General features: G+C 35.1%; 15 protein-coding genes. 6 read left to right on the plus strand and 9 right to left on the minus strand.

Annotation, left to right across the window (positions count from 1 at the left end):
- Positions 1-33: 33 nt before the first annotated feature.
- The 6 genes from IR022_RS15630 to IR022_RS15655 form a co-directional block, all read right to left on the minus strand.
- Entirely contained in the window at positions 34-1,083 is a 1,050-nt protein-coding gene (locus IR022_RS15630) for a hypothetical protein (protein WP_194204430.1), read from the minus strand.
- Positions 1,084-1,215: 132 nt separating this feature from the next.
- Positions 1,216-2,478 carry a Clp protease ClpP gene (locus IR022_RS15635; protein ID WP_194204431.1) on the minus strand — a complete coding sequence of 421 codons (1,263 nt, stop codon included), beginning with the start codon at positions 2,476-2,478 and terminating at the stop codon, positions 1,216-1,218.
- 44 nt (positions 2,479-2,522) lie between these two features.
- Positions 2,523-3,275, minus strand: coding sequence for a hypothetical protein (locus tag IR022_RS15640; RefSeq protein ID WP_194204432.1), 753 nt, complete (start codon positions 3,273-3,275; stop codon positions 2,523-2,525).
- The gene (locus IR022_RS15645) at positions 3,272-3,856 is read right to left on the minus strand and encodes a hypothetical protein (protein ID WP_199330322.1); all 585 of its coding nucleotides are present in this window, start codon (positions 3,854-3,856) and stop codon (positions 3,272-3,274) included. The genes IR022_RS15640 and IR022_RS15645 overlap by 4 nt, the downstream gene beginning before the upstream one ends.
- Positions 3,853-4,656, minus strand: a complete 804-nt coding sequence (locus IR022_RS15650) for a phage head morphogenesis protein (RefSeq protein ID WP_242053284.1) — start codon at positions 4,654-4,656, stop codon at positions 3,853-3,855. The genes IR022_RS15645 and IR022_RS15650 overlap by 4 nt, the downstream gene beginning before the upstream one ends.
- A 53-nt stretch (positions 4,657-4,709) precedes the next feature.
- The gene (locus tag IR022_RS15655) at positions 4,710-6,038 is read right to left on the minus strand and encodes a DUF935 family protein (protein WP_194204433.1); all 1,329 of its coding nucleotides are present in this window, start codon (positions 6,036-6,038) and stop codon (positions 4,710-4,712) included.
- 283 nt (positions 6,039-6,321) lie between these two features.
- Here IR022_RS15655 and IR022_RS15660 point away from each other — a divergent pair, with 283 nt between their 5' ends.
- The 6 genes from IR022_RS15660 to IR022_RS15685 all read left to right on the plus strand — a co-directional run bounded on the left by IR022_RS15660 (position 6,322) and on the right by IR022_RS15685 (position 9,636).
- Positions 6,322-6,759, plus strand: a complete 438-nt coding sequence (locus IR022_RS15660) for a hypothetical protein (RefSeq protein ID WP_194204434.1) — start codon at positions 6,322-6,324, stop codon at positions 6,757-6,759.
- A complete protein-coding gene (locus tag IR022_RS15665; protein ID WP_194204435.1) occupies positions 6,756-7,124 on the plus strand; it encodes a hypothetical protein in 369 nt (122 codons plus the stop codon). The genes IR022_RS15660 and IR022_RS15665 overlap by 4 nt, the downstream gene beginning before the upstream one ends.
- Entirely contained in the window at positions 7,108-8,358 is a 1,251-nt protein-coding gene (locus tag IR022_RS15670) for a phage antirepressor KilAC domain-containing protein (protein WP_194204436.1), read from the plus strand. Before IR022_RS15665 ends, IR022_RS15670 begins: the two co-directional genes overlap by 17 nt.
- Positions 8,355-8,807, plus strand: coding sequence for a hypothetical protein (locus tag IR022_RS15675; RefSeq protein ID WP_194204437.1), 453 nt, complete (start codon positions 8,355-8,357; stop codon positions 8,805-8,807). The genes IR022_RS15670 and IR022_RS15675 overlap by 4 nt, the downstream gene beginning before the upstream one ends.
- Before the next feature lie 191 nt (positions 8,808-8,998).
- The gene (locus IR022_RS15680) at positions 8,999-9,190 is read left to right on the plus strand and encodes a hypothetical protein (protein ID WP_194204438.1); all 192 of its coding nucleotides are present in this window, start codon (positions 8,999-9,001) and stop codon (positions 9,188-9,190) included.
- A gap of 11 nt (positions 9,191-9,201) precedes the next feature.
- A complete protein-coding gene (locus IR022_RS15685) occupies positions 9,202-9,636 on the plus strand; it encodes a hypothetical protein (RefSeq protein ID WP_194204439.1) in 435 nt (144 codons plus the stop codon).
- 120 nt (positions 9,637-9,756) lie between these two features.
- Here the strand turns inward: IR022_RS15685 and IR022_RS15690 are convergent, their stop codons facing one another.
- The 3 genes from IR022_RS15690 to IR022_RS15700 form a co-directional block, all read right to left on the minus strand.
- Positions 9,757-11,076, minus strand: a complete 1,320-nt coding sequence (locus IR022_RS15690; protein ID WP_194204440.1) for a tetratricopeptide repeat protein — start codon at positions 11,074-11,076, stop codon at positions 9,757-9,759.
- Between the two features lie 70 nt (positions 11,077-11,146).
- The gene (locus IR022_RS15695; protein WP_194204441.1) at positions 11,147-11,497 is read right to left on the minus strand and encodes a hypothetical protein; all 351 of its coding nucleotides are present in this window, start codon (positions 11,495-11,497) and stop codon (positions 11,147-11,149) included.
- Positions 11,498-11,980: 483 nt separating this feature from the next.
- The gene (locus IR022_RS15700; protein ID WP_194204442.1) at positions 11,981-13,153 is read right to left on the minus strand and encodes a hypothetical protein; all 1,173 of its coding nucleotides are present in this window, start codon (positions 13,151-13,153) and stop codon (positions 11,981-11,983) included.
- Positions 13,154-13,443: the final 290 nt, after the last annotated feature.

A 13,443-nucleotide genomic window follows, 5' to 3' on the forward strand; every position in this document is an offset into this window, starting at 1 on the left:
TCTACTCCCCTTTGTAGGTTATAAAAAAAATGATTAAGGAGTTATTCGGTAAGCAGTGTGAACCACAATTTCAGCAGGACGGACAATATTTATATCCATTTTCATTCTCATCTGGAAGAAGAAGAGTTCCGAGTTCGACTGAAGACGGTCAATTTTTAAAACATCAGTGTCGTTAGCAAAATCAACACCCATCCAAAGGTTTGACTCCATCCCTGTTGTGAATTCACCGAGGACTATGGAATGTTCGGGAATGCCCACTATAGGAATTATCTTTTTACCTTTAAATCTATATTTATTAACCTCTGTATTTTCCGAGTATTTTACTTGTTTATCTGACACATACTGATCGTAAGCATCCCATAAATCCCAACCGATTATGAAGCTAAGGCCCGATTTCTTACGGATTTGTTTGGGGCATTTTTTCCACATGGAATATAAAGCCTGTTCTACAGCCTCTCCATCTGCTAATTCAGTATTACCCGATATAATAACCTGTCCACCTGCAATCGTTTCAGCATCCGTAGCATTCACATTATCGATTACGCGCTTGATAAAGCCATCAAAATATTTTTCTTTTCCTCTACCGATCTTAATACAATCGACTGGAGTTGTGATTCCGGCGACGGCTTCACCACCTCTGGCTGATGTCCATATGGCATTACCGATATATTCGTTTTTCTTGTCCATAAGTAAACGGAGCATCGTAGCCTGAACCTTCGGGTCAAGCTCCCTGAATACAAGATTTCCATCAGGTTGTGCAAACTTCCAGTATTTCTCATAATCTCTGGGGTTGAATTCCAGATAGACCATAAAATCTTGCGGAATCAGGTAACGTTCCGTAAATTGGTATTCGTTTTCGCCATTGGGTCCTTTCGCTCCGTGATTGCTTGTTGGAGTAGGTACATTATCCTGAATAATTTCGCCCAATTTGATAGCGGGTAATGTGTATTTGTGTTGAATTCCGCTTTTGATGTGTATAAGCCCTTCTCTGTATGTGTCATTACCCTGTGCTGTATAAGTAAGTAAATCTTCAAGGACCTCACCATTATAGCCATTCTGTAAAAATGAAACTGTATCAGCCATTATAAGTAGTTTTTATCAGTTAATTATCTGTTTTTTTAGCCTGATAATCTGCACTACCGTACTGGCATTTACGAAGTGATGTGTTCCTTAAGCGAATTAATAACACGTCAATTAATTGGATCGGATTTTTAGTTATCCGAGAGTTTTAAATTCAAATTTCGCCCCAACAACAGCTTGCACCTTTTCATCCATCTTCTCTTCTGTTGTTTGTCTTGCAGCTTGAATATTCGCAGGATCTGCAGCGATTTCCTTAGTGATCTGTTCCCGAACAGGTATACAAGAAAGTATATTCTCAGCAAGCGGATAATTGGATTCAGCCATCTCTACCCACTGTGCTTTAGAAGTTTTGTCTATTTTACCGTTATCGATGGCTGCTTCAACAAGTGCCTCAATTTTTGCTTTCTTCTCATCTGCTTCTTTAGTTTGAAATACAGTTAGGGAAGCCGTTAGGGTATCTTTGTCCTTTTGTAAGTTCTGGATTGTTGCTTCTTTTCCGGCTATGACAGTTTGGGCATCCTTTAATGATTTGCCTGTCTCTGCAAGTTTGTCTTCAACACCAAGAAGTTCTGAAATTCGGGACATGACATCTTTGACTTCGTATTTTTCTTTCATTCCCAGAGATGCTGCCACTGCAGCGTATTCTGCAGAGTTGGTTTTTAGTTCATCCATTTTTGTGTGATTGTTTTGTATTTGATTAAGATTAGGGAAAGTGCTCTCGAAGTGTTTATTTTCAATATCCAGTGCATCTGCTTCCATGCAAATACGGCTCATCAGGACTTGTATTTCCGAAATATTTTCAAGATCGGTGAGCTCATTTTTGACTTTCTCACAAAGCTGTTTCGAAGTGTGTAGAATATTCTCTGTAGGTATAATTCCTGCTTTTATAGCAGCCTTAGCATCGAAGAAGGTTCCGTCTTTTCCCGTATCGCCATCCATGATCGCTTCAACCCTTTCTTTGGTCATACCGAAACGTTTTCGATAAATTGTTTTGATTTGCTTAACAAAAGCCTGTACCAGATCGGATGTCTGAGCTTCTTCGTTGGAGGGTAAAAAAGGATTATGAATCATTAAAATCGAATAGTCACGCATAAAAGACCGTGCTCCGGCAGCCCAGATAATAGAACCCATAGATGCTGCCATTCCTTCGATAATACATTCAGTGGGAACTGTAGAATTTTGAATGGTGGAATAGGTAGACATACCATGTAGAACTGAACCTCCTTCGGAGTTAATCAAAACCCGGATTAAAGACGGACGTATGGCATTCTCCAAAAAATCGAATTCATTATTGAACAGAGTGGTCGAATCTTCTGTGATCTTGCCGAAGAAACGTATTGTTGCCACTTCTCCGGTTTTAATCTCTCCGACTATATTTTTGAAATTGTTACTTTTCATTGATTACATTTTATCAAAGAATAGCAACCCTTGAGAAAAGAAGTTTAAACGGTTTGTATTGAATCGTCTGTTACATTCTCTTCTGTATTGTCTTCCTCTACAGAAGGTACATAATTTGTTACGTCACGGTATGTAGGTGTAGAATGATCCCCATGAGCTTCCATATCATTTTCCGGTGCATCAGAATGATTCGTAAAAGGAGGCATTACCAGATAACGTTCAACCCATTCCCGGTACTTCCAAGCTGAGGTTTCCCGAAACCAGACCTCATAATCTACCCAGTATGCCTGTAACATATTAGTCGTTAATGGCATATCAAAATAGGTTAGATTACAGCGTTCATTCAACGCAGGTTCATGATTTTTAGCATCCTGAATAGCTACATTCAATTTTTGAAATATGATAAACGGGGCGCATTCCCTTTCAGGATCCTGATTATTCAGGGTATTGAGGATAAAGCGTACTCTCATAGTTGCCCGTCCCTCTCCGATTCGTTGTTGCTGAACCAGATAACGCACGTTGATAAAATGAATAAAGATTGCGGGAAAAGCAATTTCCATCTCCATATTTTCATCCCTAACAATACGGGTAAACTGGCCGTTATCAATGGCAATAGTCTTAAAATAAGGTTCACTTGTAGGGTTTTCATCATTCTCACGGATGGTCAGTATAGCACGTTTGACCGCCTGATACATATTTACAAATGCGTTCTCACTTACTATTTCCGGTAAAGAAATAGTATGACTGGTTTTATTGCTATCTTCAGCTTTATTTTGTGGAAATTTATCTTTAATCATGTTGGAAAACCTCGGAATAGTATATGTATGAATTTACTGACATCATTATTCAGTTTATCGCTGATACCGATAAATTGTCGTCTTACAGGCCTACGTTTAGAATATTGATTGACCGTGTAATTTGTTTTATTGGGATCGGCATTATGGACTCCTCCATAACGGGCATATACACCACCTTTTTGGTGCTTTCCGCGTTTTTTACTTTCCGGAGTACTTTCTTCATTTGTTGTAATTTTGTAGATGGCACCTCTGGTAAAGATTCTTTTTCCGTCATTCTTCCAACCTGTTCGATTCGTTTTTTTTGCATCTCCTTTAATAAAATTCCTTAGCTTTCCGGTATCATTCATTAGCGCGTGGGTAAATTTCTTTCCCCACCTCGAAGTACGTAGAGCCCATGATGAACCACTGCCATAAAACCCACTAGTCCTCCTTGTGAAGGAAGCGACAAAAAATCGTTTCGAGTATTGCCCGGCAATAGTCACAAAATCGAATATATTCTTATCAAGCTGGCTGACTATGATCCTTGGATTCCCACCCTGAGCCCATTGATTGCAAAATGTATCTAAAGATATTTTTGTCATAGCAGATGAAATTTTTGTTTGATACGATCAGCAATTACCTGAATAGGCTTTATTCTTTCAATTTGAAAATAGGGATGCATTTCAGAGAAAATCTTCCCTCCGGTAGCTAAACTCTCTCGAAAGACAGGATTAACCTTCATTGCTTGATCTGTAGATTTTGTCGAACCATAAACCGAACCAAAGCCATCCGAAATCAGGTAACACCTGCACCCCCATTCAATAGGTGGAATCAGATCGGAAGGAAAGTCTCTTTTCAGAAAAGATAGGCCTTCAAGTGACAGGTGCCAGTCCCTTACCCGGTCATCACCCTGAGTCATAAAAGTCACTAATGTTTCTTCCTGAACCGTAATCCACCAGGCTGCAACACCGGCAGCATACAGCACATCTTGATTTTCCTGAGAAGCATACCCCAGATTGTACTTTTCGAAAACGGTTTCATATTGCTCTGTATGATTATTATCTAATTCATCCGGTAAATCCTCCAACATTTGCTGTTCCTGTGAAGCAGCAAAATCAACAAGGTTATCAATTGCAGTAACTAATATTTCTCTCTGCAGTCTTTCCTGTTCTGTGGTAAAGTCATTATGATTCTTAAGCAATGACAAAGCTTTATTAAAATCTATACTTAGTCCGTCTATGACACGTTCAATCAGGAACGAAGCTCTAAGTGTTATGATGCCTTCGACAGTTTCCCATTTTTCAGCACTGTTCCCATATGTTTCTATCAGCCTCTGAAATGCTGAAAGAAGCAACAGGTATTCTTCCTTTGATTTGTCCTTATCAGTTTGTAAAACTTTCATGACAACCTGATTTATGGCATTACTTTTTAATGCTGGGAGTGCAATTCTGCCTTTTATTCCACTCCCTTTAGAAAATTTACAACACTGCTTGAACGCGAATGGCCGTATCTCTTTAAATATTCCTGATCACTCATTATGTACCTGTCGCTGGAACTTTTACCTGATAAACCCGGACTCGACTCTATACCTTCATTTGCCATCACATTTAGTTGCTTGCCGACAATAATTCCGAATTCCTTTTCAATTTCATCGGCAGTCACTTCGTACTTATCCGTTATTAAACCATATAGTTTGATGCGGTCTTCATTATTCATTTCAATGCGGTTAGAGTATTTGAAATGTAATCCTTCGTTTATGTAGCCGATAGCAGCTAAGCGGGGTATGATCTCTTCATTCATTATATTCTCGATGAACCTTCGATACACCTCTATACGGTCTCTGAAAATATCCTGATGTGCTTTGGTAGAACCTACATAAGACTGTGTTCCTCCAGCCATCGACTCCGATCCCAGAATCATATTCGAAACCTCACTGTTTACAAACTCGATCAAACTGGTGTAGATCTTCTCTGAGTTAGACATCGTAAATGTCTTGATATCTATTTCATCATCTAAGCCAGTTACAACTACCTTGTTTTGGGCTGCGTTAGCTATATCCCCCGCCAGTCGTTTACGGTCGGTATTACTTTCACTGACCGTCTTTCCGTGGATTATGGGTTGGCCATAAGTATGCGAAAAATTTACATAATTAGCTACAGTAAACTTTTTGGCAAGAATAAGTGGTGTCGTTGCAGAGAACAATCCTATATCTCCCGTACTTATCAGAACATAATTGCGAGAATAAGTTTTTGAACTCAGATTCCAGTTGGGTAACCAGATCCCTTGGCATTTTACCACAGTGCGTTGTTCCGGCAGTACATTTCTACGCTCAACGATATTTACTTCAGCTAATTTTCCTGTCTTCGGATCGATCTGAGGCATTATCTCAAGAAGTGTATATCCATACAATTTTGCTTCAACAATACCACGTATGATCTTGTCGAACTGAGAACCTTGAATTTTCTGAGTCTGGTTAACATCCTTAATATATTTACCCTTGTCATTTAACCGTGCAAGCATATATCGGTCACCCAATATCTGACTTTCCAGAGTTTCTATTACTGCACGGATATGTGCGTCTTGTTGCAAACATGATTCGTATAAATCGATTAGCCTTGACCGGTCATCGAGTATAGTTCCGGCTGTAACATCTGAACGGATTGATTTGTATCTATTATTACGTTCAATTTCCCGTACATATTCCTGAATTGTCTTCTTAGAAGTTCGAAATATACTTCCAAGTAATTCGTGATTGAAAGTTCCTTCAGTATTTTTCTCCTGCATTTCAATTTTTCTTAAGAATAGATAAATGCAGGAAAATTGTTTTTTTTAACAATTGGGTTATATACTGTAAAATACGATCAAAACATTAACAAAATATAGAAAATATGACTGTTTGACATATATAGACCTGAAGCATTAATATTTAACCATAACATCTATATAAATACTTATATATCAATAATTAAAATACAATTTCAATGTTAAATTATTTCCGTTTTCGTATTTTTATTACGAGCAAATATCATATATTTGTTGTTGAATTTTAATGTTAATACTATTGATAATGATTATTAAAAAAATTCCCACCTGTCAGGAAGTAAAATATTTGGAATTTCCAGATTTAATATTTGGAATATCTGAAGATGGAAATACATATTTTGATGCAACACATTACATTCTATGTAAAGGCAATATTAAGATTCATTCGATAAAGGATTTTGATATTGGTTTTTATTTCTGGAAGAAATCAATATGTGATACCTACCAACTGGGGATGAGTGACTTGATTGTAAAAGAAGAAACCACAGGCCATATTTATATTGATGAAGCCTTGGCTATGCTTTTTATTGCATATATCGATCCTGGTTTTGGAGTATATATTTTGGAAAGAATATCTGAAATGTTGCTCACGGGAATAGTTTTGTCCGATACAAGTTTATTAATGATGGTAAGGGATAGATTTACGAATGATATTATAACTCAGATAACCACTGAGATATGAGAAAAAGTATGTTCAAAGAACCAAAGCCGGTATTAGTATTTAACGGAGCTCGTGTTTTAATAGGTATTCTCAGGTCATTACATGCTGCAGCAAATTTTTCAGGGGGAAACTTACAGGCAATATCATTCAGTTGTACAGGCAAATATATTTCAACAGGTGGTTATTACTTCAGACATATTAGCCCTGAAATAGAAATAGAAATTAATGATATTGATAATCTTAATTTGATCGATTATGATAATATGTGTAGTGAAAAAAGAAAATATCATTCCGTAAGGGATATGGCTCGTAGAAGAAGTATTGTGGAAAACAAACGTAAATCTAAAAATAATACAGAGGGGGAAACTGATGAAACAGACATTTAGCAAGGTTCCGTTCAAGGAACATCAAATTTGGGTAGGTGCAGATGCTGATGGTACAGTGGGCTTGATTAATCTACATAATCTATGCAAGATTTTACTAAGAAAAGACATCATCGAAAATGGAGAAGTATTAAAATTATGTCCATCCTGTGCAAGATATCCACTCTATGATAATGGAAAATTATTCTGGTTTATAGATACCTATGACATTCATATTTTATTACGCAGTGTTCGAAAAGAGAATAAAGTGATTGCTAAAGTGTGCGATGAACTGGCTACTTGGGTAACTACTCTTCCCATTGGAAGAGCAATAGAACCGGAATCTAGAATCAAAGAAAAAAAAACGAATCAGTCAATAGAAAAACAAAAAGTCATAGGTGATGATTCCTGTAAAGATGAAAATCAACAAGACTTTGCCAACGGTCCTGTAATTTTCAATTTCAAAGATCACCCAATCAGTTTTAAATCTGAGAATGGCAAAACATATGTAAATGCCACTGAGATGGTTCGCATATTTGGAAAAAAACCGCGCGAATGGCTTTTGCTTTCCCAAACAGCTAATCTACGACTATCGCTTGTTGAGAAAGGAATGTATGAAAATCTAGAAAGCCAGATAATTACGACCAGAGGGAGTATGGGGGTTACATGGATAGAAGAATATTTAGGCATCGAATTTACGAAATGGCTTTCTGCAGACATCCATAAATGGTATAAAAGCGTAATAAAGCAGTGGGGCTCCAAAGGATATGTGACTTTGAATAAAGAAGAAAATGATATAAAGCAGAATAAACTAGCCAGAAAGGAGGAGAAGCAGAATTTTCCAGTTCCTAAAACATTTAGTGAAGCACTTTTACTTGCTGCCAAATTACAGGAATTGGTAGAATTAAAAGATAAAAAAATAGAAGAAGACAAACCTAAAGTCGATTTTTACAATGATTTTATAGAGGATAGACAGTGGTTCAGAACGGCAATAATTGCAGATGAGTTACGCATAACAACTGTTGCTCTGAACAGATTTCTTTATGAAAACAAAATATGCAAATACGATGTAAAATACAAGCAATGGGTATGTGTTGGCTCTCTAGTGAACTTACAAATACCAGTACCCTATCTATGGACAAACAAAAAAGGAAAAACATACTCCTTTGGTAAAGTAATGCGATGGACCCCAGCTGGGCGTGAATACGTTCTCGAATTATACCGTCAACAAAATTCACAAAAATTATTAGCAAAATGAATATAGATAAAACACTACATAAGATTGTTTTAAAAACAGGCCGGGTTATTACAGAATGTAGGTGCGAAGAATGTAAGTCACAATGCAGGACTCCCTGTTTAGGCACTCCGGATGATATTATTAAGTTAATTGAAGCCGGGTATACTGACAAATTAAGGCTTACTGTTTGGACTGTTGGTATGAGAATAAACAAAATAGAATTCCCAATACCTATGGTACAAGCTATGATGACCGAGAATGGCTGTATATTTTTTAAGAATGGCCTGTGTGAGTTACATGACCTGGGATTAAAACCAACTGAAGGAAAACTTTCAAACCACACAACAAAACTTGATAATTATATTTTTGAAATGTCACTAACTTGGAATGTCGCTCGTGAGTGGATAAAAAGTGACAATATAGATAAAATAATAAGTATTATATTCCTGATAAGTATATTAAACAAATAATATAATATTCTTGAATTTTTATACCTCTTCATTATTACACTTTACTTCCTATTGCCCACCCCTAGAAGAAACTTACTACAAAACTTCTAGGGGTTTTTACAAATGCAACTCAATCCAATATAAACCTTTTAATACCAGTCAGGCTATTGTTAAATAGTATTAGTTGATATCTAACCTAAATAATAAATAAAATGGAATTAAAACAACGGATGACATTCAATGAAATGTCTTTGCACATGAAGAAACATTCTTTCAAATTGCCTAGTAGAGTAAGTGTCGGTAAATATGCAAAGGAATTGGGATTCAAAGTCTACAAACCGATGATTGACCGGAAAATACACTTTTTTTATATCAATGAAAATATCCCTGCTAATCAAGATTAAATAAAAAAACGATGAACAACAGACAGAAATCAGAAACCTTGCCTTTCGTTAAATACCATACAGGACTCTCTTACCTTTTCAATCCCGCAGAAACAAGATTTATACTTCATATGATAGATATTGAATACAAAAAAAGTAACGGGTATAATGTTAACTGGAGCAGGGCACAATATATGAAGATTATGGGGCTTAATGAATACACATTCGACAAATGCATTAAACGGATGATTGAGATCGGGCTACTTAGTAAAAGAAACAATGATCTGGGAAATAAAGTATATTATTCGTTTGATATGAAGGTTTACGATAAACTCGTTAAGATATTAACTTCGACTTATAATGTCAATAAATTAATCCATTTTTGCGACTCTGTTTTCAAAAATCAGCAACGAATGGTACAATCTGTAACGAATGATGAAATTATCTTACTCAAAGCTAAGCATTAGCTGAAAATATTACCAACTTAAACACACCCGATCTACATTATTTGCAGATCGGGTTTCTCTTTTAGTTGAAACTGAATATCTTGACACTACAACTCTTAGGATAGACTGGAATAGCTATTTTCATTTGAGATCATTATCATCCAGTATTGATTTCAACTCTGCTTCGAGCTTATCAGTGTCATACGACATTTTCGTTAGTCTGTATTTTAAATGATCATATTTTTCAACTTGCAGGGAATATTCTTTTTTATGTTTTTTATTTAATCTGAAAGAGAAAACGAATAATATCAAAAGTGATAATAGTAATCCTCCACCGACTATTAGCCAATAACGCACCTGGCCTATATAAATTGCATGTTGTTTCTCTTTCTGATTCAGACCGAAATTCTTATCTGCAACCAATAATTCAAGAGACTGTTCCTCATTATGAATTTCTTGATTAGTCTTGCTATGTAAATCTGTATATCTTAATGCTTCAGCATAATTTCTTTGCATTTTGTAAGTTTCTTTCAATGCCCCATATACACTTCGAAGCACATATTTATTCGATATTTCATTTAGTCTTATAGTTATAAGATTGCCATAAAACTGTGCAGAGTCAAGACCTCCAGTTCTGTTATGCAATATTGAAAGGTTTAAGTATATCCTAAGAGAATCCACCGTAGAGGTTACTTTACCGAGTGAAGTGTGTAATTTTTCCGATGCTTCTTTATACATGCCTTTTTCACCTAAAGCAACTCCTAAATGATTGACGAATATGGTGAGGTACTTTGGATTATCCAATTTAGTTGCCAATTCTAAGCCTTTGTTATAGGTTATAAAAGCACTGTCAATATCCTCTTTGGTGAAATATGCTGAACCTAATGAATATAAAAGTTGCATTTTCAATAAATCAGTATCCGGTTCTTGGTCGAAACAAGCTAAAGCTTGATTATAATGAACAATTGCACTATCTATCACATCCTGGTTATAATATTGATAACCGATATTGTAAAGGCTCTTGCCGGTAAGTATATTATCTCCACTTGATCGTGCATATACTTCGGCATTCAGATAAGAATCCAATGCTTTATCCGGAAGGTCTCTTTTATAATACACATTACCCGCATAGAAATGAGCTAAGGCTGAATTGTGAGGATCATTCCTGCTGTCAAAGTAGTTCTGTGCTTCGAAAATGAGGGTGTCATTTGAGATATCCTGGCCATTTTTAAATCTTGCCTGTGTACGGGTAACAATATACTGCATATAATTATCCTTGTCCAGGTTTTCCGGATTAGGGATAGAATCAAGTAAAACAAGAGCGTCTGAGGGTTTACTGTCGGCAATCTTCTGTGCCTGAATTAATAAATCTACTGTAACTTTATTCTCCTTGCAGGAAAATAAAACAAATGATATAAGAAGTAACAATGAATTAATTACGTTTTTAAGAGAGTATTTCATTAGAAGTGAGTGTTAAAGTAAAAATAAAGTTCGAGAACTATAAATAATCCTCGAACCCAAGTAAAAACGGTCAATCCACCGTGAACTTTTCACTCTTCACTATACTGCCTTGTTCAGTAACAATCGTGAAGGTATAAGTACCTGTTGGTAGATTGGATATATTAATGTTCATTCCGGTATCTTTAGAAGTATCAGCATTTAACTGAATAATTGCAATACCAGAATAGTCTCTAACCAAACCGGAGACTTTACCAATATCGGTGGTGAAAATAACCTCGATATTATCTTTATTTGTTATATGGATAGTAATTGGAGGTATGAATGACATACGCGAATAAAGCATAATGCCTCCATCGCCAACTTTTCCCTTATCATCTCCAATATAGGAACTTGGAAGTAAGGTCGTAGAAACTGCCGTCAAAGCTAATACTAAAATTAAATTTTTAATTTTCATAGTAATAGTAATTTTTGTAATCGTGTTATAAATGATGAACTCTCTTCAATTCAACTGGCAAAGTAAATTAAAATCACAATCCGACAAGTGATATGTATATGCCTTTTGATGCCTGAGAATCACCTTTAACTTAAGTATATTAGATAATTACAAAAAGATAAGAAATTGTTTACTTTTTGGAATTTACTGGAAGGAATCAATATTCAATCGATAGAAGAAAGTTACTAGTTATTGTGTTTGTTTATGTACAAATGTTTAATACGGATATATAAGGGCAATATTAAGGAAGAGTCAACCTGAGTAATTCTCCACCCCCACCTTGAAATAAATGATGTAAGTAAGATACAATATAAATAAGATAATAATAGAACACTATATTCTTTTTCTTTATAGAAAAAGAATCAAAAAGAATCTTATTATATAACGCCAAAGGCGTTTTGAAAATACTCTTCATGTTTTTTTTCTGGCTGAATATTTATAATCAGGATAGAGTTCGTAAAACTGGATGAGTTGATTTTTTCTGTATTCTACAATAAGTTTGATTAAATTATTAGCTTCACTATTTCCAATAAAGAAATTACCCCGTTTTATTCTGGTAACATCCTTAATGTTGTTTTTAAAGCTGGACTTGGAAACACCCAAATTTGTATTTATATAATAATACAGCTCACCTTTCTCTACTCTTCTATTTTGAATACACATAAGCTTACTGTATATATGATTAACCATATCTTCAGCCTCTTTCTGAAATTGGAAATAATTTCCGGTTTGTAATCGTCTCAAATCACTTGGTCTATAATTATCTTGAGCAACATTTACTTCAAATTTATCAGTAATAAAATTATAAGGTTCACCTTTCTTGACTCGATAATTTATTGGTTCTATCCGTTTAGCATGACCATTCCAGATAAATTTTGATTGTTGAATAACAGTAGCGAACTCTTCTCTTTCATTCGTGGATATCATTTCAAGTTGGTAATCCCATGCAAAGCCTATAATTTCATGTAGTGAATAACGAAAACCCTCATTATCCATTTTTACGCAAAACATAACAATTTCATTTTTCTCATTGATCTCCCGAAAAACACCAAGACCTTTTTTTTCTCCTAACAGCGTTATTCTTACTTGTTGATTTTCATTTGGCTGTACCATTTCTAGGAGTTCTATTTTGTACGAACTCCAGATAAGTTTCTTTTGGTATAAAGCGATCTGTAATCTTTTTTTACCTTCAATAGATGCAGGATTAAAATCACAAATAGGAATATCCTCTTCTATGATTGAAAGTTCATTGTCTAAATTTAATTTAGCACAAATCCTAAATTTACTCACATCTGTAAATTTTACAATGCAGATAAATTTACTTCCTACCAGTTCAATTATATCTCCTTCACCGGGTACAACTTGATTTAACCAATTCAAGAAACATTCAAAAGTTATTTCCGGAAGATCAATACCACTCGGAATCGATTTTATCTTTATGCCTAAGAATCTATGGCAGTATTGAATTATTGCAAGTTCGTCTTTAAGTGTTTTGACCCTAACAGTTGATAAATACGCATCTATTCTTTTTTTGCGTTTTCTTAATTCACCAATCGATTCAACATCAGTGTGCAAGTGCTTCATTTTTATTAAAAAATTAGATTCGAAAATTGCAAATATACTGCATTTGCCATATAAAAAGATATTTAATATCCAATTATTACATAAGAGTATTTGAAATCATAAAGTAAGCAAAAAAGTAACTCAGAGACTGTTATACCATAAGTAAGGAATTCAGGCTAGCTAAATTGACAATCAGCTGCCTAATCCATTATATATAGTTCAATTTTCATAAAACAGAGCTGAATTTAGTCCTTATTCCCCAATTAACAACAAGTTATGATATACATTAAATTTAAAATAAAGCATCAATA

It is taken from the genome of Dysgonomonas sp. GY617 (assembly GCF_015233815.1).
In the GTDB taxonomy this organism is placed as follows: Bacteria; Bacteroidota; Bacteroidia; order Bacteroidales; family Dysgonomonadaceae; genus Dysgonomonas_A.

Excerpts from the sequence above, each read along its gene's own strand:
- IR022_RS15630 (WP_194204430.1), bottom strand. The coding sequence starts at position 1,083 with ATGGCTGATACAGTTTCATTTTTACAGAATGGCTATAATGGTGAGGTC.
- IR022_RS15640 (WP_194204432.1), bottom strand. The coding sequence starts at position 3,275 with ATGATTAAAGATAAATTTCCACAAAATAAAGCTGAAGATAGCAATAAA.
- IR022_RS15690 (WP_194204440.1), bottom strand. The coding sequence starts at position 11,076 with ATGAAATACTCTCTTAAAAACGTAATTAATTCATTGTTACTTCTTATA.
- IR022_RS15660 (WP_194204434.1), top strand. The coding sequence starts at position 6,322 with ATGATTATTAAAAAAATTCCCACCTGTCAGGAAGTAAAATATTTGGAA.
- IR022_RS15665 (WP_194204435.1), top strand. The coding sequence starts at position 6,756 with ATGAGAAAAAGTATGTTCAAAGAACCAAAGCCGGTATTAGTATTTAAC.
- IR022_RS15700 (WP_194204442.1), bottom strand. The coding sequence starts at position 13,153 with ATGAAGCACTTGCACACTGATGTTGAATCGATTGGTGAATTAAGAAAA.
- IR022_RS15675 (WP_194204437.1), top strand. The coding sequence starts at position 8,355 with ATGAATATAGATAAAACACTACATAAGATTGTTTTAAAAACAGGCCGG.
- IR022_RS15635 (WP_194204431.1), bottom strand. The coding sequence starts at position 2,478 with ATGAAAAGTAACAATTTCAAAAATATAGTCGGAGAGATTAAAACCGGA.
- IR022_RS15670 (WP_194204436.1), top strand. The coding sequence starts at position 7,108 with ATGAAACAGACATTTAGCAAGGTTCCGTTCAAGGAACATCAAATTTGG.
- IR022_RS15650 (WP_242053284.1), bottom strand. The coding sequence starts at position 4,656 with ATGAAAGTTTTACAAACTGATAAGGACAAATCAAAGGAAGAATACCTG.
- IR022_RS15645 (WP_199330322.1), bottom strand. The coding sequence starts at position 3,856 with ATGACAAAAATATCTTTAGATACATTTTGCAATCAATGGGCTCAGGGT.
- IR022_RS15655 (WP_194204433.1), bottom strand. The coding sequence starts at position 6,038 with ATGCAGGAGAAAAATACTGAAGGAACTTTCAATCACGAATTACTTGGA.
- IR022_RS15685 (WP_194204439.1), top strand. The coding sequence starts at position 9,202 with ATGAACAACAGACAGAAATCAGAAACCTTGCCTTTCGTTAAATACCAT.
- IR022_RS15680 (WP_194204438.1), top strand. The coding sequence starts at position 8,999 with ATGGAATTAAAACAACGGATGACATTCAATGAAATGTCTTTGCACATG.